The organism is Arthrobacter sp. PvP023, from assembly GCF_017832975.1.
Taxonomy (GTDB): domain Bacteria; phylum Actinomycetota; class Actinomycetes; order Actinomycetales; family Micrococcaceae; genus Arthrobacter.
Map to the genome: position 1 here is coordinate 913,306 of NZ_JAFIBI010000001.1, position 21,867 is coordinate 935,172.

Here is a 21,867-nt window from a genome sequence, read left to right on the forward strand (position 1 = left end):
CCGTCGTCGCCCGATGCTCGACGCCTCCGCGAATTACGTCCGCTTCATCGTGGCCGGCGTCAGGGCCGCCGGCCACTTGCCTTTGCCCCCGGCGGGAGACAGATGCGGTCGGGGCTGTAATTCAGGCCGCCCGAAGGCCCTACGTAGGTGTCACCCCCCCCGCCGTAGTACACGGACACACAGCGCAACGTTCCAGCCCCCACACGTAATCTGTTTAGATGCCTCGTTTTGCGCTTGATATTGAGTCCGTGCCCCGTCCCGTCCGCGCTCAGGCGCTGCTGGACGCCGTGAACCACCGGGTCGTCATTGCCGACGGGGCCATGGGCACTATGCTGCAGGGCCGGGAACTGTCCCTCGAGGTCGACTTCCTGGGGCTGGAAGGCTGCAACGAGATCCTCAACGACACGCGGCCTGACGTCCTCGCCGACATCCATGACGCGTACTTCGCCACCGGAATCGACGCGGTGGAAACCAATACCTTCGGCGCCAACTGGTCCAACCTCTCCGACTACGGCATCGACGACCGGATCGAGGAACTCGCCCGGAAGGGCGCAGCGATCGCCCGCGAACGCGCCGAAGCGGCAGAAGAAACCGACGGACGCATGCGCTGGGTCCTGGGCTCGATGGGGCCGGGCACCAAGCTCCCCAGCTTGGGCCACACCAGCTACGACTACCTCAAGCAGACCTTCGCCCTGCAGGCCGAGGGCCTCATCGACGGCGGCGCGGACGCGTTCCTCATCGAAACCAGCCAGGACCTCCTGCAGACCAAAGCCGCCGTCAACGGCTGCAAGCAGGCCATCGTGACCCGCGGCATCCGGCTCCCCATCTTCGTCGAGGTGACCGTCGAAACCACCGGAACCATGCTGATGGGATCCGAGATCGGCGCCGCGCTCACCGCGCTCGAGCCGCTCGGCGTCGACGCCATCGGCCTGAACTGCGCCACCGGGCCGGACGAGATGAGCGAGCACCTGCGCCACCTCTCCAAGCAGTCCTCCGTGGCCATCGCCTGCATGCCCAACGCCGGCCTCCCGGTGCTTGGCCCCAACGGCGCGCACTATCCGCTCTCACCCAGCGAACTCGCCACCGCACATGAGCAGTTCGTGCGCGAATTCGGCCTGGGCCTGGTGGGCGGCTGCTGCGGTACGACGCCGGAACACATGGCCGCCGTCGTCGAGCGTCTTGCGCCCTTCCGCGCCAGCGCCGCCGTCACCAGCGGCGGGTGGGGTGCCGACGGCGGCCGCGTTCCCACCGAGCGTGAAGCCGGAATCGCTTCCCTCTACCACCACGTCCCGTTCGACCAGGAATCCGCCTACCTCGCCATCGGTGAGCGCACCAACGCGAACGGTTCGAAGGCGTTCCGCCAGGCGATGCTGGAAGAGCGCTGGGACGACTGCGTCGATATCGCCCGCGAACAGGTCCGCGTTGGCGCGCACCTGCTCGATGTCTGCATCGACTATGTTGGGCGCGACGGCGTGGCCGACATCAAGGAGATCGTGTCGCGTTTCGCGTCGGCCTCCACCCTCCCGCTGGTCATCGACTCCACCGAACCACCCGTGCTGCAGGCCGGCCTCGAACTCATCGGCGGCCGCCCGGTGGTCAACTCCGTCAACTACGAGGACGGCGACGGCCCGAACAGCCGCTTCGCGCGCATCATGCCGCTGGTGAAGGAACACGGCACCGCCGTGATCGCCCTGACCATCGACGAACAGGGCCAGGCCCGCACCACCGAAGGCAAGGTGGCTATCGCCTCCCGCCTCGTCGACGCCCTGGTGGGCGAATGGGGCATGCGCGTCGAGGACATCATCGTGGACGCCCTGACCTTCCCCGTCGCCACCGGCCAGGAAGAAACCCGCCGCGACGGCATCGAAACCATCGAGGCCATCCGCCAGATCACCACCAAGTACCCCGGCATCAACACCACCCTCGGCGTCTCGAACGTCTCCTTCGGCCTCAACCCGGCGGCGCGCGTGGTGCTGAACTCCGTGTTCCTGCACGAGGCCGTGCAGGCGGGCCTGTCCAGCGGCATCATCGACGCCGCCAAGATCGTGCCGCTCGCCTCCCTCCCGGAGGACCAGCGCAAAGTGGCCCTGGACCTCGTCTATGACCGCCGCGAATACGACGCCGACGGCAACGTCACGTACGATCCCCTGGCCATCATGCTGGACCTCTTCGCCGGCGTCGACACTGCAGCGCTCAAGGACCAGCGGGCCGCGGAACTCGCCGCCCTTCCCACGGGCGAACGCCTGCAGCGGCGCATCATCGACGGCGAAGGCAAGGGCCTGGAAGCGGACCTGGACCTCGCCCGCTCCGAGGGCATGACCCCGCTCGGCATCATCAACGACCAGTTGCTCGAGGGCATGAAGGTTGTGGGCGAGCGCTTCGGCGCCGGCGAGATGCAGCTGCCCTTCGTGCTGCAGTCCGCCGAGGTGATGAAGAACGCTGTCGCCCTGCTCGAGCCGCACATGGAGAAGTCCGATTCCTCGGGCAAGGGCACCATGGTGATCGCCACCGTCCGTGGCGACGTGCACGACATCGGTAAGAACCTGGTGGACATCATCCTCACCAACAACGGCTACAAAGTGGTCAACATCGGCATCAAGCAGGGGATCGCCGAGATCATGGCAGCAGCCGAGGAGCACGACGCCGACGTGATCGGCATGTCCGGTCTGCTGGTGAAGTCCACCGTGGTGATGAAGGAGAACCTCGCGGAACTGCAGTCCCGGGGGCTTGCGAAGAAGTGGCCGATTATTCTCGGCGGCGCAGCCCTGACCCGCGCCTACGTGGAGCAGGACCTGGCGGAGCAGTTTGAAGGAACAGTCAGGTATGCCAAGGACGCCTTCGAGGGCCTGGCACTCATGGAACCCCTGGTGCAGGTGGCCCGCGGCGCCGATCCTGACGCCGTCGGCCTTCCGCCGCTGAAGAAGCGGATCCACAAGGGAGGCCCGAAGTTCACGGTGACCGAACCGGAAGCTATGCCCGGCCGGTCCGACGTCGCCTCCGACAACGCTGTTCCTGCGCCGCCGTTCTGGGGCACGCGCATTGTGCGCGGCGTGGCACTCCACGACTACGCGGCGTTGCTCGATGAGCGCGCCACGTTCATGGGGCAGTGGGGGCTCAAGCCCGGCCGCGGCGATGACGGCGCCTCCTATGAGGAGCTGGTGGAACTCGAGGGCCGGCCGCGCCTGCGGTACTGGCTGGACCGCATCCTCGCCGAGGGAATGCTCGACGCGTCGGTCGCGTACGGCTATTTCCCGGTGGTCGCCGAAGGGGAACAGGTGGTGGTGCTGCACCACGGGGAGGATCACGACGGCGTGCTCGGGACCCCGGGCCTGCTCGCCCCCGATGGTGGCTCAGGCGGTCCGATCGGCACCGAGCGGCTGCGTTTCGACTTCCCGCGCCAGCGCCGGGACCGGCACCTCTGCCTCGCCGACTTCGTGCGCTCGCGCGAATCGGGGCAGGTGGACGTCCTGCCCGTGCAGCTGGTCACCGCCGGTTCGAAGATCGACGAGGTGACGTCCGAGCTGTTCAAGGGGAACCACTACCGTGACTACTACGAGCTCAACGGCCTGGTCATGCAGCTCACCGAGGCGCTCGCGGAGTTCTGGCATGCGCGCATCCGCTCCGAGCTGGGCTTCGCGGCCGAGGAGCCCAAGGACAAGGCCGGGTACTTCAAGCTCGATTACCGCGGCGCGCGTTTCTCGCTGGGGTACCCCGCCTGCCCTGACATGGAGGACCGCCGCAAGGTGACGGAGCTGCTGCGTCCCGAGCGGATGGGCGTGGTGCTGAGCGATGAGCTGATGCTGCACCCCGAACAGTCCACGGACGCGTTCGTGTTCCACCACCCGGAGGCGAAGTACTTCAAGGTGTGAGTTGGAGCCGGATCGGGGCGGGGACGCAGCGCCTCCGGGGTAACCGGTCCAAAGCTGCTAAGTGCAAGGCCGCTGTGAAAGGCTGCAGTCATGGACACCTCATCTCGGGAACATGACCTCGTGATCTACGGAGCGACGGGTTTCGTTGGCAGACTGATTGCCGCCTACATTGCCGGGCATGCACCGGCCGGTTTCCGAGTTGGGCTCGCGGGCCGGTCCATGTCCAGGCTTGAGGCGGTTCGGGCGGAGTTGCCGGCCGCGGCGCACGGGTGGGCCCTCATCGAAGCCGCCTCGGAGGACGCGGACTCAATCGCCGCCCTGGCTGCGAACACACGCGTGCTCTTCACAACCGTCGGTCCATACGCGAAACACGGACTGCCCGTCGTCGAGGCCTGCGCCCGGGCCGGTACCCACTACGCCGACCTCGCCGGTGAGGTGTCCTTCATCCGGGAGGCGATCGATCGCTACGACGCTCTGGCCAGGACGAGTGGGGCCAGGATCGTGCACTCCTGCGGCTACGACTCTGTGCCGTCCGACCTCGCCGTACTGCTGCTTCATCAGGCGGCAGAATCCGATAATGCTGGCGGTTTAGCCGAGGTGCAACTCGTGGCTACGGCCAAGGCCGGCATCAGCGGCGGCACGCTCGAATCGATGCGCGGGCAGCTCGATGCGATGCGATCGAGCACCGCCCTGCGGTCATTAGTCGCTGACCCCTACGCTTTGAGCCCCGACCGCACACGGGAGCCGACGACACCACAGCCTCCTGACGCCGGTCCTGTGCGCCGTTCCGCTGACGGCACCTGGACCGCGCCGTTCATCATGGCTCCGTTCAACACCCGGATAGTGCGCCGCAGCAACGCATTGCAGGGCTGGGCCTACGGCCGCGCCCTTCAGTACGGCGAGGTGATGGGGGTGGCCCCCGGACCGGCAGGAGCGGTCATCGCCAGGGCAATGGCACTCGGGCTCCGGGCATTCACGGGCGCGATGGCGTTACCGCCCACCCGGAAGGTGCTCGACCGCTTTCTTCCGGCACCGGGTGCGGGTCCGAGCATCAGCATGCAGCGCGCGGGCTGGTTCCACTCCCAGGTCACCGCCCGCACCGAGGACGGCCGGCGTTATCAGGCGATTGCTGCTGGCCCCGGTGATCCCGGCTATGCCGCCACCGCCGTGATGGCAGGGGAGACTGCACTCGCCCTTGCCCTCGATGGTGACCGGCTGCCGACCGCTAAAGGGTCACTGACGCCGGCCACGGCACTCGGCAACGTGCTCATACAGCGGCTCCGCGCGGCCGGCCACACTTACCAGGTAACCAAACTCGCCTGAACCCGGATCCTGCAGCTCGCCTGAAAACGGGGCAATCCTGTTATCCGGGCACCCGCGGGGGTGTTTGATGAAAGAAGGCTGCAAAACCGGGCGGGGGAGGGGCCCGCGGCGCCTGTCAGGAGCGGGTGTCGAGGTAGTGCAGAATCGCCCGGGCTGTTTCCTCCGGGGCGCTGACGTGGGGGCAGTGCCCGGTGGCCTGGAGCTGCACCAGGGTGCTGTGTTCCAGATTCTTGTGCAGGTAGGCGCCCACTTCCGGCGGGGCAAGCCGATCGTCGGAGCACTGCAGGATCAGGCAGCTGGTGCGCAACTTTTTCAGTTCAGGGCGGGTGTCGGAAAAGAAAGTTACCCCGGCGAAGTGCCGTGCGATGGTCGGATTTGTCCGGCAGAAGCTGACACGCAGGTCCTCCGCTAGTTCAGGCTCCTGCGGGTTGCCCATAACCATGGGGGCCAAGGCCGCGGCCCACGCGAAATAGTCGCTGTCCAGAGATGCCAGCAGGCCCTCGATGTCTTCCCGCGAAAAGCCGCCCACGTATCCGTCGTACGGGTCATCCGTATGACGGGGCGAAGGAGCAAGCAGAACCAGGCGGGAGAAACGGTTGGGGTCCTGCACAGCGGCGATCACGGCGATCATCGTGCTGACACTGTGGCCCACCAGGATGACGTCCTCAAGGTCAAGAGCGGCGCAAATCTCCAGCAGGTCCGAAGCGTACCCGTTGAGGGACCCGTACTTCTCCCAGTCGTAGGCGCTGATGTCAGAGTGTCCTGCACCAACATGGTCAAAAAGCACCAGCCGGTAATCATCAACGAAATAGGGCAGCAGCTTCCGCCACATAGCCTGATCGCAGCCGAAACCGTGGGCAAACATCATCACAGGCCCGTCATCCCGGCCCGATATGGTGACATTGTTCCGGCCTATTACCGCAGCAACTCCTTCTTTCACATTCTCACTGACCCTACATCGGGTGGCGTCCTGTCCCAGACTATCCACCGGGAATAGCGAATCCTAGGGATCCCCGTACTATGACCTTCAAGGCGACGTCCGTTCAGCCCATTGCGGGCGACGCGGCTTACGCGACTCCCCGACAGGGACCTGTGTCGGGTGTCCTCAAACTCCAATGTGTAGCCGGTCCCTGTCCTGGTCGGATTGAGCCTGCACGGCCTGCCCGCCGGGTCCAGGAACCATGCCGGAGACCGGCTTCACCCGCCGGAGCGCGGCGAGAATGGCCCGCCCCACCACAGCGATTCCGACGATGGTGGTGATGGCACGCAGGGTGTCCCAGCCCGCCGTCGACGTCAACAGCGAGTACAGCAGGAAGCTGCTGAGGTTGGTGCCCAGCGGCGCGCCGGGCACGTAGGAAATGCCGGTGCCGGCGCCGACTGCGAAGGGCCAGAACCACAGATTGGTCAGCAGGCCGAACAGGTAGGACGCCAGCACGCCGTAGCCGCACAGCATCCACAGTTCCGCCTTGCCCCGCACCCGGCGGGGGAGCAGGCCGGCCCCCGCGCCCACCCACGCGCAGGCGAACAGCTGGAATGGCGTCCACGGCCCGAGGCCGCCCCACAAGGCGCTGGAGAGGGCGATGGTGGCGGCGCCGAGAAGCATGCCGAACCGGGCACCGTAGGCCCGGCCGGCCAGGATCAGCAGGATAAAGACCGCCTCCACGCCCCCGACGCCCGTGCTGGCCACCCGCACCGCCGAACCTACTGCCGCCAGCACACCAAGCAAAGCCACCGTGTGTGCCGAGCGGACCGAGCCGTCCATGGACACGACGATGGCGACCGCGGCGAGCGGCGCAATGGCCAGCGCCGCGTAGGGGAGGGCCGCGGCGGCATCCTCCGGGAAGGCCGCAGCGAGCAGCGGCCAGCAGAATGCTGCCAGGGCCAGAACGTTTGCGGCTGCGAGGACGGCGAGCTCGGCGCCCCGCGGTATCCGGATGCGGCGCCGTTTTTCCGCGCCCTGCGAGCCTGTCCGTTCTCCGGTGACCCTTGGTGCCAGTCCGGGGCCCGCCGTCCGGGGGAGCGGGAGGGGCGGTTCCGGGGCATTGGCCGGTGCAGAGGAAGGCGCGACGCCGTCACGCATCGGTAGGATCCGGGCGCCAAGGCTGTGGGCAAAGTCGAGGTCGTGCGTGGCGATCAGAACCGCCGCGCCGGATTCCGCTACAGCCCGCAGCGCGGCCGAGACTGCTGTGCGCGCCGCAGGATCGAGTCCGCGCGTCGGCTCATCGATCAGGAGCACCTGAGGATCGTCCATGGTCTGCAGCGCGATGGCAAGGACCCTGCGCTCGCCTGCGGAGAGGTCCCGGGGATGCTCGTGCCCAATGGGAATCCGGACGTCTCCCCGCAAACGGGCAAAGTGTGACGCCGCAGATCCGGGCCTGGGCTGTCCGCCGTTCTTTCGGCGCGCAAGGCGACGTTCGGCCGCGCGGAGCTCGCCCGCGACCGTATCCCGAGTGAACAGGTCGTCCGAGGCGTCCGGCACCAGGGCGACGCGCCCGCCGTCGACCGTGCCGCCGTCGCGCTTTCCTGCATTGACCGTTCCTTCGCTCACCGCACCCTCACCCAGGGCGAGCGCCACCAGGAGGGACGACTTCCCGGCCCCGTTCGGACCCACCAGCGCCACCACCTCACCGCGGTGCAGGGTCAGGGACGCGTCGCGCACCAGCGGGGAGCCCTTGCGGTGGACGGTGAGGTTGGTCGCCGTCAGCGCCGGGGCGATATCAGCTGGCGGAGAAGTGAGGTGGCGGGCTTCGACCGGCGCCGAGGCCGACGACGCCGGGACCCCTGCTGTTGGGATCAAGGTGCCGCCGTCGATGGTCCACCAGGAATCGGCAACGGGGACGAGCGCTGACGCCCGGTGCTCCGCCACGATGACGCAGACGCCGGCGTCGCGGGCCAGGGTGTTGAGCACGGCGATGACGTGCCTGCGGGCTGTGGTGTCGAGGTCGGCCAGGGGCTCGTCTACCAGGAGCAGGGCCGGATCTTCCACCACCGCAGCGGCGATGGCCACGAGTGTTGCCTCGCCCGCGGAGAGGGTGCTGACGTTCCGGTCCAAGAGTGCCGTCACGCCGATGCGCTCCGCCAACTCCAGCACCCGGGCCTTGGCGGCCCCGGACGCCACGCCGCGAAGCTCAAGGGCAAGGGAGATTTCGTCGCGGACCCGGGTGGTGGCGAAGGCGGCGCGGGGATTCTGCAGGACGACGCCGACGGCTTGGGCGGTATCGCGCGGCGGCGTGGTGGCGCGGTCCAATCCGGATACACGCACGGTGCCGGAGATGTCTCCGCCGTCCACGTGGGAGAGGAGCCCGGCGATGCCGCGCAGGATGGTGGACTTGCCGGATCCCGTGGGCCCGGTGATCACCGTGATGGACCCGCTCCGCGGTGTGAAGTCAGGGACGCTGACCTGCGCGTCGCCGATGCGGAACTGGGCGTCGCGCACCTGAAGCGGGCCGCCGTCGTCGTTCCCGGGCCGGTGCCCTGCCCGGCTCCCGAAGCCGCGCAGCTCCAGAGCCGCGGCAACCCTGCCCGCGTGCTCAAGGGTGCGCTCGAGGACGGGCACCAGGGCGCGGGGGCCGAAGCGTTCACCCCGCAGCCGGAACGCCAGGCGGACGGAGGTGACGGCGTCGGACAGTGCGGGGAGCGCCGCCCAGGCCACCACCAGCATCCGCCCGATGCCCTGCATGGGGCCGCGGCGGGCCAGGTGGACAAAGCCGCGGGCCACGTCCACAAACGCGTTGAGCACGCCGAAACCGAGGAGCATCGCGGCAATCGGCAGGGCGGACAGGACCGCCGCCCACAGCCCGGGTCCGCTGACCGGGCCGAGGAAAACCACATGGGCGTACGGGGCAGGCAGGCGAATGGCCGGCAGGTCGAGCAGGACCGGCTCGCCGATGCCCGCCCCGTTGAAAAGGATGCGGTAGATGACCCGCGCCACGATGAAGACGACGGCGAGGGCCGCCGCGGCGCGTAATGGCGCGGGCCGGAAGGTCATGCCGCGGGGGCGGCCGGTTCGCCGTCGACCGTGAAGAGCAGTTCCAGGCTCTCGCCGGGGCTCACCTTCAAGGTGGCGAGGCCCTCCTGGGCGTAGGCCCAGTCACCGGAGGCCGGCTTGACCCAGAGTGCCCAGTAGGCGAAGGCGGCGGGCATGCCCTGGCATTCTTCGCGGTACGTGCCCTCCTTGTGCGTAATGTCGAAGTCCGCAGCGGGCACACCGTTCACCCGGCACACCAGTTCGTTGGGGTACTGAGTGGTGCCTTCGGTTTCCACGTCTGCCTCTTCGAGCGCCTTGGAAGCGAGGATTGGCGCGTCCGCGGGCACACAAACGGACGTATCAGCGGCATCCTGCTTCAGGGCGCCCGAATCGACGATGACCTTCACGCCGGTGCAGGTCTCGCCGTCGGTGGATGCGGCGGCGCTGGATGAAGACGTTGCTGAGGCCGGCGCGGAGGTGGTGGGCTGGGTGGCGGCCGGCGTGGAACAGGCGGCGAGGGTAAACAGGAGACCTGCGGCGGCGAGGGAGCTCGCGGCGGCAGTGCGGATCTTAGTCAAAGTCACATGTCAAGGGTAGGGCGTGGCCTCTCCGGATCGGGATGCCGTCACGTTGTGTGACGTCACAGGGCAGCGGGCAGGTCCCCGATTAAAACAAAAGGGTCGACGACGGCGCTCGGGTGAGTGCCGTCGTCGACCCTTCCGGGGGCGTTACTAAGCTTCCGACCCGGCCATCTTGACTGCGAGCGCATCCTCCGGGGCTTCGTGCTGTGCTGATTCGTACTGCGCAGCGCCCGACGACGGATGTGCTGCGACTGCCGCGGCGTGCTCGGCCAGCACCCCGGTCTGGTGGCGGATCTTCAGACGGTAGAGCAGGGTCCCGCCAATGATCACGGCGCCCACGAAGATCACGCCGCCCCACTGCAGGTACCACTCGAACGGCGGCACCGAGTTGTAGATCTCCGGCCGAGGCCAGACCAGATTCAGTGTCATGGCACCGCCCCAGAAGACCGCGAGGATGTTCACCGGCAGACCCCATTTGCCAAGGCTGAACCCGGCTTCGGACTGCTGATCCTGCAGTGGCCACTTCTTCAGCAGCCGGTTGCGCAGCAACGGAACAGTGACCAGCAGGTAGGACAGATAGATCAGGACGATGCTGATGCTGGACATGATGGTGAAGATGGCCGGCTGCATCACGTTGACCAGCAGCGGAATGACGGCCATGACGCCGATCACGATCGCCGCGATCTTGGGCGTCCTGCGGACCGGATCCACCCTGCTGAGCTGCCGGCTGAACGGCAGGTTGTTGTCCCGTGCCATGGCGAACATCATACGGATGGCGGCGGCGTGGACAGCCAGCGTGCAGACCACCACGGCCACCACGATGCATGCCAGGAAGGCCTTGCCGAAAGGTCCGCCCAGGACGGAGAGCACGATGTACTGCAGCCCGCCGTCGGCAGCTCCCACCTTGGGATCGGCCAGGTCCGGTGCGGCCAGGATGCCAAACAGCAGGATCAGGCCGCCCAGCAGGAACGAGGCTGTGACGGCGCGCAGGATGGCCTTGGGGGCCGTGCGCTTGGGGTCCTTCGTCTCCTCCCCGAGCGAGCTGGCGGTATCGAAGCCGTACATGACGTAGCCGGACGCCATGGCGCCGATGAGGAAGACGCCGAAGAAGCCAAGGTCGTGCCCTTCGCCGAAGCCGGCGGTGTCGAAGAAGACCTCGGGCCCCCGCACCACGTGCCAGCCCAGCGCGAGGATCAGCAGCACGGCCGCGGTCAGCTCCACGAAGACGCCGATGCTGTTGATCCTGGTCATCAGCTTTACACCGAAGGCGTTGATGAGGGTGGAGATGGTGATCATGACGGTGGCCAGCACCACGCCGTTCATGGCGAAGTCGTAGGGCCCGGTGCCGTCACCGACGAACTGGAAACCGGACCAGAGCTGGGGCAGGGTGAGCTGCAGGGCCAGTGCCACGGAGCCCAGCGCCACGATGGAGGAGAGCAGGAGCAGCCAGCCCGCCAGCCAGGATGAGGTTCCCGACGAGAGCCGCTTGGCCCAGTTGTAGACCGATCCGGCCACGGGGTAGCGCCCGGCCAGCTCGGCAAAGCACAGCGCCACCATCAGTTGGCCGACGAACACGATGGGCCAGGACCAGGCGTACGCCGGGCCGGCCATGGAAAAACCGAAGTAGAACAGTTGAAAAACACCGGTGAGGATGGAGATGTAGCTGACACCTGCTGCGAAGCTGGCAAACTTGCCGATGCTCCGGTCCAGGGTCTGGGTATAGCCAAATTCGTCCATGCCGCTTGAATCAATACTCTTGCTGGGTTCCAAAATGTGAACTCCTATGTCAGAAAAGTACGACGATGCACCCCGCGGCCGCCATTGGACACGGGTGAAATCAATAGCCTCCGGAACTCGCCTCTCAGGCGAAGGACGGGCTGAGCTCCTCCTCTTTCCTTGCAGCGCCGCCGGCGCGGCCGGCGCGGATGAGATCGGCGCAGCGCTCGCCGATCATCATGACAGTGATGTTGGGGTTTACGGTGACGTGTTCAGGCATCACCGAGGCATCCGCCACGCGAAGGCCGGTGACGCCCTTGACCCGGAGTTCGGGATCCAGCGGTGACATCCCGTCGTCGGCCGCACCCATCCGGACCGTGCCCACCGGGTGGTACACGGTGTTGTGGGTCTTGCGGATGTACTCCCGCAGCTCCTCGTCCGTCTGCGCCTCGACGCCGGGCGAGAGCTCGCGGCCGGTCCACTCGGCCATGGCGGGCTGGGCGGCGATTTCCCGTGCCTTGCGGATGCCGGCCACCATGACGCGCATGTCGTGCCCTTCGGGATCGGTGAAGTAGCGCGGGTCCACCATCGGTTTGTCGCGGAAGTCGCGGCTGCGCAGCCGGACGGTGCCGCGGGAGCGGGCGTGCGTGACGTTCGGGGTGAGGGAAAAGCCGTTCTCCGTGGTTGGGTAGCCGTGCCGCAGGGTGTTCATGTCGAACGGGACGGAGCCGTAGTGCATCATCAGGTCCGGGCGGTCCAGGCCATCCTCGGTGGGGGTGAAGATGCCGATTTCCCACCACTGGGTGGATGTTTGCACCATGGGCTGCTTGGCCTCGAACTGGACCACGCCTTCGGGGTGGTCCTGCAGGTTCTCGCCCACGCCGGGGGAGTCCACCAGCACCTCGATGCCGTGCGCGGCGAGGTGCGCTGCCGGGCCGATGCCGGATAGCATCAGCAGCTTCGGGGAGTCGATGGCGCCGGTGGACAGGATGACCTCGCGGTGGGCGGAGAGCCGGTGGGTCCGGCCGAACGCAGAGTCCACCACGTCCACGCCGGTGCAGCGCTTGTCCGCGTCGAATACGAGCTGGCGGGCGCGGAGGCCTGTCAGCAGGGTGAAGTTGGGGCGTTCGATGATCGGGTGGATATAGGAGACGGAGCTGGATGACCGGGTGCCGTCCGCGCGGCGGTTGATCTGGAAGAAGTTGGCGCCGTTGATGACGGTTCTACCCGTGTTGAACTTCGCGCGGGGGATGCCGGCCTGCTCACAGGCGTCCAGAAGCGCCACGCCGGCTGGGTCCGCCGGGGGCACGTTCATCAGGTGCACGGGGCCTGAGTCCCCGTGGTGCGGCGCGTCCGGGCCGGCGTCCTCGTTGGTTTCCAGCCGCTGGTAAAGCGGCCAGGCGGCATCGGCGTTCCAGCCTGCGGCTCCGTACTTGGACTCCCACTCGTCCAGGTCCTCGCGCGGGGCCCAGAAGGCGATGCACGAGTTGTGGCTGGAACACCCGCCCATCACTTTGGCACGGGCGTGGCGCATGAAGGAGTTGCCATTTTCCTGCGGCTCCACCGGGTAGTCCCAGTCGTAGCCGGATTCCAGCAGCTCCATCCAGCGGTCCAGTTGCAGGATTTCGGGCAGGTTGCGGTCATCGGGTCCTGCTTCCACCAGGACCACGGACACGTCCGGGTCCTCGCTCAGCCTCGCGGCAACGGCCGCCCCGGCGGATCCGCCGCCGATCACGACGTAGTCGAACCCGCGCTCGCCGAGGTCCTCAATGGTGTCGAAGTGCATTTAGTTCTCCTTGCCGTGGTCCGCGAACCAGCCGGTGACCTGCGGGCTGGTGTTCTGGTAGATGTGCTTGGCTTCCTGGTATTCGGCCAGGCCCGTGGGGCCCAGCTCGCGGCCGACGCCGGACTGGCCGAAGCCGCCCCACTCGGCCTGGGGGAGGTAGGGGTGGTAGTCGTTGATCCAGATGGTGCCGTGCCGCAGCCGGGATGCCACGCGCTGCGCCTTGCCGGCGTCCTGGGTCCAGACCGCCCCGGCCAGGCCGTAGATGGTGTCGTTGGCAGTGGCTACGGCTTCATCCTCGGTGCGGAACGTCTCCACGGTGACCACGGGGCCGAACGCCTCGTCCACCACCACCGACATTCCCCTTTGGACGCGGTCCAGGACGGTGGGCTGGTAGTAGAAACCGCCGTCGTACTTTTCTCCTTGCGGCGCCGCGCCGCCGGTCCGCAGCCGCGCACCCTCCTGGATGCCGCGCTGGACATAGGCGTGGACCTTGTCCCGGTGGGCCGCGGAAATCAGCGGCCCGGTTTCGGCGGCGTCGTCAAACGGGCCGCCGATCCGGACGCCCTCGGCCCGGCGGACCAGCTCATCCACAAAGCGTTCGGCGATGGATTCCTCCACCACCAGCCGCGCCCCGGCGGAGCAGACCTGCCCGGAGTGGACGAAGGCGCCGTTCAGGGCATTGTCGACGGCGGCGTCGAAGTCCGCGTCCGCGAACACCACGTTGGGGTTCTTGCCGCCAAGCTCCAGCGCCACCTTCTTGACGGTGCCGGCGGCGGCCGCCGCGATGTGCTTGCCGGTTTCCAGCCCGCCCGTGAAGGAGACGAGGTCGACGTCGGGATGTTCCGAGAGCGGTGCGCCCGCCTGTGCGCCGGCACCGGTGACGAGGTTGGCGACGCCGTCCGGCAGGCCGAGGTCCTGCAGCAGCTGCATGGCCAGGATGGCTGTGGACGGGGTCAGCTCGGAGGGCTTGAGGACGAAAGTGCAGCCGGCGGCCAGTGCGGGCGCGATTTTCCATGCCGCCTGGAGCAGGGGGTAGTTCCACGGCGTGATCAGGCCGCAGACGCCCACGGGTTCGTAGACGATTTTGCTGACGACAGCGGGGTTACCGGCGTCGACCATGCGGCCCGCCTGCTGCCCGGCGAGCCTGCCGAAGTACTCGAAGCAGGCGGCAATGTCGTCCATGTCGATCCGGCTTTCGACCATGCGCTTGCCGGTGTCCAGTGATTCCGCCCGGGCGAACTTTTCCCGGCGTTCGCGCAGTCCGGCGGCGACCTTGAGCAGGAAGGTGCCGCGTTCGGGTGCGGGGACGGAGGACCAGACACCGGAGTCGAAGGCGGCGCGGGCTGCGGAGATGGCGCGCTCGGCGTCCTCCCGGCCGGCCTCCGACACTGTGGCCACCAACTCGCCGTCGGCGGGGTTGTGTATTTCGCGGACAGTGCCGGAGGCGGCCGGCTCCCAGGCACCGTTGATGAACAGGGTGGATGCTGTCTCGGTTTTCACGATTCGAACGACGTCATGGGCTGGTGTGGCGTAAGTCATACGAGGGACAGTAATGCAGATTGAACGAGTGTTCAATACTTTCTTGAACAGTTGTTCAATGCTACGGAGGGTGCTTAATCCGCCCGATGCTGGTGGTTCGGGACTCGTGCAGCCCGTGGTCCTAAGCGGTGTGGTCCTGAAGAGGTGCGAAGGCGATTTGCTCCGTGCGGGCGATGCTTCGCTGGATGGAGGCCTCATCAATGCCCAGAAGCGCCGTCAGCCACATGCCGTTTTGGATAACGACAATGTCCGCGGCCCGCCCCCGGCACGCCTCCCAGGAAAGAGCGGGCTGGGCGTTGGAAACCAGCGCGGCAAGGCCGTTGAGATAGCGGTCGAACGCCTCGGCGTTGATCTGCGCGTAGCCTTCGTCAGCTTGGGCCAGCGCCCAGAGGTGCAGGCGCAGGGACAGGTAGCGGGTGGTCAGCAGGTCGGCGGCCGCCACTCGCCGCAGGGCCTTGCGCAGCTGCTCCTCCGGATCCGACGACGGGTCGGGTGCCACGAGCAGAAGGTCGTGCTCATCGACCCGGCGCAGGGCGGCCCGTATCAGGCTGGTCTTGTCGTCGTAGTAGTAGTTCACCAGGCCGAGCGCGACGCCGGCTTCGCGGGCCACGGCCCGCATGCTCACCCCCGAAATCCCATGGCGGGACAGCAGATCCAGCGCCGCCTCAAGAATGCGCGACTGCCTGTCCACCTGTTCGCCGGAGTTCACGGCATTGGTCCCCATCTGGCCAGACTATTGCCTAACCTGCAACGAGTGCACTTTCGGGGGGCGCCGCATGACCGAAGCGGACGACGGCGGGACGTCCCGCCGTCGTCCGGATTGCCTCTGCGACCGGTTAGGGGTGAGGCCGACGTCCCGGCCCGGCAGCTCCGGTCAGGATGTCGACCGGGTGTCGAACGCTGCCGCCGATTCCCGTAGGAGGCGCGCGACTGTGTCCACGGGCATGTTGGCTGACCGCCGCCGGTCGAACCGTCGCAGGACGATGCGTCGCGTGCCCAATCCGGGGACGTCCAGGACATCCACCCCGTCATGGCGGACGCCGCTCAACGCCAGGGTGGGTGCGATCGCAATACCCTCGCCCGCAGCCACGAGTGCGAGGGCGGTCAGCGTGTCCTGATACTGATGGACAGTCTCCATCCGGGCACCCGTTGACTGGCGAAGGCGACCAAGCACCGCCGCGTTGGCGGCGGACGGCTCGACGCCGAGCCACGGAAATGGCAGCCCGGCAAGATCAACGTTCTCGGTGGTGAGCAGGGCACCCGAGGGAACCACCAGCTTCCAGGGCTCGTCAAGTAGTGGCTCTTCGATCATTCCGGCGGAAAGTGAACGTTGCTCGGCGGTCGTCGAGTCGAGCTCAACCACGACGGCGTCGAGCTGGCGCTGACGTAACAGCCGCATCAAGGCAGGGAAGTCGTCCTCAACGATCCTGATCGCTAATTGCGGGTACTGGGTGCGCCACTCGGGCAGGCGCGGGATCACCACCGTCCGGACGAAGCTGGTGAATCCGCCCACGCGCACGACTCCTGCGACCTTGGCCCCGCCTTCGATTCGGGCGCGGGCAACACTGAGTGCGCGTTCAATCTCCTCGCCTGCTTCGGCAACTGCCAAGCCGGCGGGTGTCAAAACTGAGCCCTTGGGTGTGCGCACCACCAGGGCGTGCCCCGTCTCGTCCTCTAATTTGGTGAGCTGCTGTGAGACGGCCGAGGGCGTAAGTCCCAGCTCGTCCGCGGCTGCCAGCACGCCGCCCGTACGAGCAATTGCAAGAAGAACGCGCAACCGGCGCGGATCGATGTCCATGTTAAGTATTTCTAAACCAGGTCTTCAGTGGAATGCAATTGCTCTAAAGGTGGGCCGTGCCCATAATTGCTGTTGAAATGACAGGCCCGCGGGGGACATCCGGGCCGGACCTCCAAGCACACGCATAGCCCGCCATCTTCATTCCGCCAGCGGACGGCAGCCGGGCATCACTTCGAAAGGACATCATGGAACTGCTGTGGGAAATCGCAGGTTGGTCGGGGGCCGTTCTGATCCTGTCGGCATACCTGTCTGTCTCCATGGGTTGGTTGAAGGCCGGCAAGCGCTTCCAGGTGGCTAACCTCATCGGTGCATGCGCCTTCATCGTCAATGGTGCGGTCCACGAAGCGTGGCCCTCCGTGGTCACGAACATTGCCTGGTGCCTTATTTCCGCCATCGCGATTCTTCGCATGCGTGCCACGGACGATTCGCCGGTGGCCGCGGTTGAGGCCCCGCAGGTGCAATTTCCAGGCGTCCCCGACACGACCGGACAAATCGCTGTTGTGGAGGCAATTACGTCTGCCGTTCACGGCGATGTAGCAGGACGTGCGGCTGAGTGCCAGGCCAGCCTGCGTGACGTGCGGACAGCGGACTCCGGGCACCTGAGCAGCACCGCCGGGGCTCGCTGACGGCGTTCCCGCTGACGTTGACGTCGCCGCTCGTAGTTCGTCATTGTGGTGCCAGCCCAACAGGGCCACCATGATGCTATGGACGCTCAATCAGCTCAAACGGTGGAACTGAGCCTTCCCCAGGCTTTCCTTCTCTTGGCTACGAACGACAACAACGGCAAACCTGAAGTGCCGGTGTTCGCACTCAGGACCACTGTGGCAGGGGCAATATTGGCCGAGTTGGCGCTGCTCGGTGCGATCGAGCTGCAGGGAAAGCACGTCAGGGCCACCGGGACCGTCCCTCAAACGGACTTCCAGTACGAGTTGGAACTCATCCGCGGCAAATCCCGGCCCCACACTCCGAAGGGGTGGGTCGCCATATTGGAGGGCCGCGCCGAAGTGCGGCGTGTCTATGAGGGCATGGCGGCACAGGGCATCGTGGAACATGTCGGCGAAAAGCACCTGGGCCGGTTCCGGGCCGTGCGGTACCGCGAGAAGGACCACGCTGCGGAGGCGGCGCTCCTGAAAAAGATCGAAGCGGCACTCAGCGGTGCGCCGGCCGATCTCGAGGCCCCTGAAGCCGGGGCTGCTATTGCTGCGGTGCCTGATGCCACTGCGGCCGATGCCGCGGCTTCCGGTTCCACGAAGCCTGATGTTGCGAAGCCTGCCGCCAAGCCTGAGCCTAAGGGGCCCGATGTCAGGACTACAGTGCTGATCGCCCTGCTTCAGGCGGCCGGACTGCTCGGCAAGCTCTTCCCGGCAGCAGACCTCACCCGGGCAAACGAGCTGGCCAGGGACTATTGGCCCACCCGCGCCGTGGAGGACGAACTCCGATTGATCCGATTGGCGGAGGAAGAAGCCGCCACGTTGTGAGGCTGGCTGCGGACGACAGGCGCGGGAGCGGGGGGTCTGGGGCACGTCAGGAGCTCTCCGACAAACCGCATGGAAGCGCGGCGACGTTCTTTTGCTGGATCACAGATTAGATGAGCGTGCCAGCGGTGCTGCCTTCTGCCGATTCCTGGCTTCTTCTTGCCTTGACGCTCAACGGGACGAAGCGTTCGGAAGGGGCCAAGGAATCATAGATCTTCTTAGCCCGTTCTGCTGCCTGCGGCTCGCGTGATGCAAGGTAGGGACTGATCACATCAGGGGAAACCCACCCTAGATGAGTCATGCGACGCAGGACCTTGTCGGTCATGGACTTAACCTCTGGCACCCTGATCTGTTCGATGCTCACGTCGTACAGCGGATCCAGCAACGCTAAGGGTTCCTCCCTGATGCGCACCACCCTGTATCCGGCTTCGCGAAGACGCTCTGTTTTTGACAGGTCACGCTGCTCGTGCCCTTTGTGGGAGTAAGAACCGTCGAACTCGATGACAATGCGCAGCGACTTGATTAAGACATCAACGGTGTGGGGCCTGTTGTGGCCAAGCTCGAGACGTTCCTGCCGCACGGGATCCACGTCATTTGGGAACACAGCAGCGAACTCACACGCGAGTGCGACATCGGTCCGGGAGCGCAAGGTCGGTGCACACCATTTGCAGCCATCGCCGTCGAGGGCACGCGCACGCACTTGACCGGACCACACATGCGTGCTGTCCTGGGGGCAGACCCACCATGCAAGCCTATTGCTTCCCGTGGTTACGTCTGCCGGGGTTAAGCCCTCGTTCCTGGTGGGGTGCCACTGGCTTGCCAGCGTTGGACTGTTCAAGTCCAGACGGTTGCGCTCCGTTGGGCGCTTGCCGTCGCAGAATGGGCAACCGGCCCCGTTTGCTGGCCGGGAGCTTACTGCGGCGGTCCACTTATGTGAGCTGTCCTTCCGGCATATCCAGTCGGCTGCGTAGTCGCTGCCAGCTGCCACATGTTCGGGACCCCTGGTGTTGGCCGGATCCCACTCGGCGGCCAGGATTGGACTCCGGCTTGCGACGCTGTTTGATGAGTCAACCCGCTTTCCCGCGCAGTAGGGACAGCCCCTACCCCGGAACCGTTCAGCAGGGGATGCTTGGTACTCATGCCCAGAATTCTTCGGGCAGATCCACCAGACCTTCTTGTTCGACTGGGGCAGTACATCGGTCGGGCCCACACGCAGTTCGGTTTTGTTCCGCTGATGATGCCAGGTGGGTATGAGGTCTGGTCGGGCGACAACGAGGTTGTTTTCAGGTGTGGCTTTCGTGCCCTTGCATGCGGCGCAGCCGTGGCCCTTGGTTCGCACATCGGGGGTAGCTTGCCACGAGTGGCCATTGCTGCAAAGCCACCAGATGCGGCGGTTGCTCCGCGGTCGGACGTACGCCGGGGAAAAGGCGTTCTTTGCCAGGTCCCATTCCGCTGCTACGTCTGGAAATAGATAGGCAAGCGAATTCAGGCCCTCATCGTGTACGGGCTGGTGCCGCTTTCGATCCCTAGCGGCTGGCCTCACGGGTTCTCCATCGGTCATGGTCTTCCTTGTCAATCCGGTTGAGGTCTGGCTCAGTCGTGGTGCACTCATCGTCTGAATGCTGTCGATGACGTCCTCCGTCGCTGGCTGGTCGGCAGCGTAGGGGAGCGGCACTCGCCGAGAGCGGACGACCGCGGGAAGTACCGCCGTCGTCCGCTCGTCGGTGTGCTTAGTTGCAAGGGAAGTTTTAGCCCCTTGCCGGCTCGATCACAGGTAACTCTTGACGCTCGCCCGCAGGGCTTCTGTGTGCTCGTAGATTTCTTCCAGCGAGCCAATAGGCACCCGGGTCTCTTCTTTGTTGACGTCGAAGATTCCGATGTACTTCTGCGTACGGTTGAAGTGCAGGCGCGCAATCGGCTTTCGGTTGTTGTCGTCCAGCAACACCGCGAAATAGGACTTGGCGTCCCTCTGGACCACGCGAGCGGGCTTCACTTCGCTGCAGACGATTGCCCGGACGATCTGGTAGCCCTCGATTTCCTCCAGTGTTGTTTCCAAACCATCCGCCTCGGCCAAGTCAGCTTCGGCCACAGGAGCGCTGGTGACGGTGGCCGCCGCCGTGGCGTCGTCACTTTGCGGGAAGCTGGGGGCGCCGAGGGCTTTCTTTAGGCGCTCGTTCACCTGGTCGTTCAGGAACTGCTTGGACGCCTTGGTTACCAAGGCTGTGAATTGTTCACGGACTTTCTGCGTGTAAGGGCCCGGATAAACGCGACCAGTGAGGAACTTGACCCACTCATCCTCCGGCTCCTTGAATTGAGCCGCCAAAGTCCTCTTGAGTTCACCGATGTATTTCAATTCTCCAGCGGCACTGATGATCGAATCGAGATCAAAGACGTCCTTGGATAGCTTCTGCAGTTCCGGGATGAGGGACTCATCAATATCGCTCAAATCGAGTACGAGAAACGGCTTTTCGTCCATGCGGTTTGGTGCATCGAGGTCCGTGAAGAACTGGTACACCTCGCCGTTGGTCAGGATAGCGATTCTGGCGTTCGTGACGGCAAAGTACCGAAAAAGCTGAGACGCGTGCTCGATCTTCACTGGTTCCGTGGACTTTTTGCACTCGATCAGGATCTGGACTTCGCCGTCCTTGACGATGGCGTAGTCGATCTTCTCGCCTTTCTTGAGACCTACATCCGCGATGAACTCTGGAACGACTTCCATGGGATTGAAGACGTCGTAACCAAGAATTGTGGAAATGAAGGGCATGACAAAGGCATTCTTTGTAGCCTCCTCGGTTTGGATCACACCTCGCTGCTGACGCACCTTTGCTGCCAGAGCCGAAAGTTTTTCTGAAAACTCCATTTGTCCCCCTTGAAAAATGTTGGTGCTGCCAACCGTAGCGCAGCGAGGCCGGATCTAACCGAAATGTAGGCATGGTTTTAGCAAGAGGCGTTGGTGAACATTTTCGACATTTGGGTGGCTAAGTGGCGTGGTTTAGTTCAGCGTGGCTCCGGGACCTCGCATCAGCGACGCCAGCCGAGCCACCCCGCGTCACCGCGGGGCGAGGACGCAGAACTCGTTGCCCTCAGAGTCGGCGAGGCACACCCATGGCACGTCGCCCTGGCCGACGTCGGCATCAGTGGCGCCAAGAGCCCGCAGGCGGGCCACCTCTGCTGCCTGATCATCGCCGGGGTACGGCATCAGGTCGAGATGGACGCGGCCGCAAACGGTCTTCAAAACGGGAATCCGTAGGAACTCGAGATACGGTCCCACACCCTTGGCCGAACGCAGCCTCGCATGATCGTCAGTCACCTCGTGCAGGGTCCAGTCCATCGCCTCGCTCCAGAACCTGGCCATGGCCCGCGGGTCCGCACAGTTGACCACCACCGCGGCAATCGGCCCGGTGTCCCGGTAGATCGACCGGGGTTCCAGCACCCGGAACAGGTTGCCCTCCGGGTCGGCCAGGGCCGTCCACGGCGCATCACCCGGGCCCACGTCGGCCGGCGTCGCTCCAAGCTCCTTCAGCCGCGCGACCAGCTCCGCCTGATGGGCAGCGGAGGTGGTGGCGAGATCGAGGTGCGCGCGGTACTTGACCGTCTCGGGGTCCGGGACGGTGACCACATCGACGCACACGGCGGCGGGGTCCGGCCAGACGAAGCCCACGGGTTCAACGTTGGTCACTCCGGGCCCTTCGCTGGAAACACCCCAGCCGAGCGCCTCCGCCCAAAACCGGCCGAGCGCTGCGTCATCCCGGGCCTTGAAATTCACCTGAACGAGTTGCAATGCCATACCGCCAGACCCTACAACAGCCAACA

The 21,867-nt window shown here is 65.8% G+C and carries 15 protein-coding genes and 1 pseudogene; 4 read left to right on the forward strand and 12 right to left on the reverse strand.

The window, feature by feature from the left end; all coding sequences use genetic code 11:
* Positions 1 to 218 precede the first annotated feature (218 nt).
* Together metH and JOE31_RS04235 are read left to right on the forward strand one after the other, a co-directional pair.
* Positions 219 to 3,869 (forward strand): methionine synthase, encoded by a 3,651-nt coding sequence (gene metH, locus JOE31_RS04230; RefSeq protein ID WP_209742285.1) that lies wholly within the window; start codon positions 219 to 221, stop codon positions 3,867 to 3,869.
* A 90-nt stretch (positions 3,870 to 3,959) separates the two neighbouring features.
* Positions 3,960 to 5,192, forward strand: coding sequence for a trans-acting enoyl reductase family protein (locus JOE31_RS04235; RefSeq protein WP_209742286.1), 1,233 nt, complete (start codon positions 3,960 to 3,962; stop codon positions 5,190 to 5,192).
* Between the two features lie 115 nt (positions 5,193 to 5,307).
* Here JOE31_RS04235 and JOE31_RS04240 read toward each other — a convergent pair whose 3' ends face one another.
* The 8 genes from JOE31_RS04240 to JOE31_RS04275 form a co-directional block, all read right to left on the reverse strand.
* Entirely contained in the window at positions 5,308 to 6,132 is an 825-nt protein-coding gene (locus JOE31_RS04240; RefSeq protein WP_209742287.1) for an alpha/beta fold hydrolase, read from the reverse strand.
* 165 nt (positions 6,133 to 6,297) lie between these two features.
* Complete coding sequence (locus JOE31_RS04245; RefSeq protein ID WP_209742288.1) at positions 6,298 to 9,180, reverse strand: ATP-binding cassette domain-containing protein; 2,883 nt, start codon at positions 9,178 to 9,180, stop codon at positions 6,298 to 6,300.
* Positions 9,177 to 9,743, reverse strand: coding sequence for a hypothetical protein (locus JOE31_RS04250; RefSeq protein WP_209742289.1), 567 nt, complete (start codon positions 9,741 to 9,743; stop codon positions 9,177 to 9,179). The genes JOE31_RS04245 and JOE31_RS04250 overlap by 4 nt, the downstream gene beginning before the upstream one ends.
* Positions 9,744 to 9,890: 147 nt before the next feature.
* The gene (locus JOE31_RS04255) at positions 9,891 to 11,477 is read right to left on the reverse strand and encodes an APC family permease (protein ID WP_245198970.1); all 1,587 of its coding nucleotides are present in this window, start codon (positions 11,475 to 11,477) and stop codon (positions 9,891 to 9,893) included.
* Positions 11,478 to 11,601: 124 nt separating this feature from the next.
* Positions 11,602 to 13,242, reverse strand: a complete 1,641-nt coding sequence (locus JOE31_RS04260; RefSeq protein ID WP_209742291.1) for a GMC family oxidoreductase — start codon at positions 13,240 to 13,242, stop codon at positions 11,602 to 11,604.
* A complete protein-coding gene (locus tag JOE31_RS04265; RefSeq protein WP_209742292.1) occupies positions 13,243 to 14,781 on the reverse strand; it encodes an aldehyde dehydrogenase family protein in 1,539 nt (512 codons plus the stop codon).
* A gap of 121 nt (positions 14,782 to 14,902) precedes the next feature.
* Complete coding sequence (locus tag JOE31_RS04270; protein WP_209742293.1) at positions 14,903 to 15,505, reverse strand: TetR/AcrR family transcriptional regulator; 603 nt, start codon at positions 15,503 to 15,505, stop codon at positions 14,903 to 14,905.
* 150 nt (positions 15,506 to 15,655) lie between these two features.
* Positions 15,656 to 16,579, reverse strand: a complete 924-nt coding sequence (locus JOE31_RS04275) for a LysR family transcriptional regulator (RefSeq protein ID WP_209742294.1) — start codon at positions 16,577 to 16,579, stop codon at positions 15,656 to 15,658.
* Between the two features lie 185 nt (positions 16,580 to 16,764).
* On the opposite strand from JOE31_RS04275, the gene JOE31_RS04280 reads away from it, so the two are divergent.
* The gene (locus JOE31_RS04280) at positions 16,765 to 17,205 is read left to right on the forward strand and encodes a hypothetical protein (RefSeq protein WP_209742295.1); all 441 of its coding nucleotides are present in this window, start codon (positions 16,765 to 16,767) and stop codon (positions 17,203 to 17,205) included.
* 78 nt (positions 17,206 to 17,283) lie between these two features.
* On the forward strand, positions 17,284 to 18,057 hold the full coding sequence (locus tag JOE31_RS04285) for a GPP34 family phosphoprotein (RefSeq protein WP_209742296.1): 774 nt from the start codon (positions 17,284 to 17,286) through the stop codon (positions 18,055 to 18,057).
* A 106-nt stretch (positions 18,058 to 18,163) separates the two neighbouring features.
* Here JOE31_RS04285 and JOE31_RS21800 read toward each other — a convergent pair whose 3' ends face one another.
* The 4 genes and pseudogenes from JOE31_RS21800 to JOE31_RS04300 form a co-directional block, all read right to left on the reverse strand.
* Entirely contained in the window at positions 18,164 to 18,643 is a 480-nt protein-coding gene (locus JOE31_RS21800; RefSeq protein WP_307864364.1) for a DUF559 domain-containing protein, read from the reverse strand.
* 81 nt (positions 18,644 to 18,724) lie between these two features.
* Positions 18,725 to 19,666: pseudogene (locus JOE31_RS21890) on the reverse strand (zinc-ribbon domain-containing protein); the annotation flags it as partial.
* Between the two features lie 156 nt (positions 19,667 to 19,822).
* Positions 19,823 to 20,914, reverse strand: coding sequence for a type I restriction endonuclease (locus tag JOE31_RS04295; RefSeq protein ID WP_209742298.1), 1,092 nt, complete (start codon positions 20,912 to 20,914; stop codon positions 19,823 to 19,825).
* 189 nt (positions 20,915 to 21,103) lie between these two features.
* Positions 21,104 to 21,841 carry a VOC family protein gene (locus JOE31_RS04300; RefSeq protein ID WP_209742299.1) on the reverse strand — a complete coding sequence of 246 codons (738 nt, stop codon included), beginning with the start codon at positions 21,839 to 21,841 and terminating at the stop codon, positions 21,104 to 21,106.
* Positions 21,842 to 21,867: the final 26 nt, after the last annotated feature.

Excerpts from the sequence above, each read along its gene's own strand:
- JOE31_RS04275 (WP_209742294.1), bottom strand. The coding sequence starts at position 16,579 with ATGGACATCGATCCGCGCCGGTTGCGCGTTCTTCTTGCAATTGCTCGT.
- JOE31_RS04280 (WP_209742295.1), top strand. The coding sequence starts at position 16,765 with ATGGAACTGCTGTGGGAAATCGCAGGTTGGTCGGGGGCCGTTCTGATC.
- JOE31_RS04295 (WP_209742298.1), bottom strand. The coding sequence starts at position 20,914 with ATGGAGTTTTCAGAAAAACTTTCGGCTCTGGCAGCAAAGGTGCGTCAG.
- JOE31_RS04260 (WP_209742291.1), bottom strand. The coding sequence starts at position 13,242 with ATGCACTTCGACACCATTGAGGACCTCGGCGAGCGCGGGTTCGACTAC.
- JOE31_RS04270 (WP_209742293.1), bottom strand. The coding sequence starts at position 15,505 with ATGGGGACCAATGCCGTGAACTCCGGCGAACAGGTGGACAGGCAGTCG.
- JOE31_RS04285 (WP_209742296.1), top strand. The coding sequence starts at position 17,284 with ATGGACGCTCAATCAGCTCAAACGGTGGAACTGAGCCTTCCCCAGGCT.
- JOE31_RS04265 (WP_209742292.1), bottom strand. The coding sequence starts at position 14,781 with ATGACTTACGCCACACCAGCCCATGACGTCGTTCGAATCGTGAAAACC.
- JOE31_RS04300 (WP_209742299.1), bottom strand. The coding sequence starts at position 21,841 with ATGGCATTGCAACTCGTTCAGGTGAATTTCAAGGCCCGGGATGACGCA.
- JOE31_RS04245 (WP_209742288.1), bottom strand. The coding sequence starts at position 9,180 with ATGACCTTCCGGCCCGCGCCATTACGCGCCGCGGCGGCCCTCGCCGTC.
- JOE31_RS04255 (WP_245198970.1), bottom strand. The coding sequence starts at position 11,477 with ATGGACGAATTTGGCTATACCCAGACCCTGGACCGGAGCATCGGCAAG.
- metH (WP_209742285.1), top strand. The coding sequence starts at position 219 with ATGCCTCGTTTTGCGCTTGATATTGAGTCCGTGCCCCGTCCCGTCCGC.
- JOE31_RS04235 (WP_209742286.1), top strand. The coding sequence starts at position 3,960 with ATGGACACCTCATCTCGGGAACATGACCTCGTGATCTACGGAGCGACG.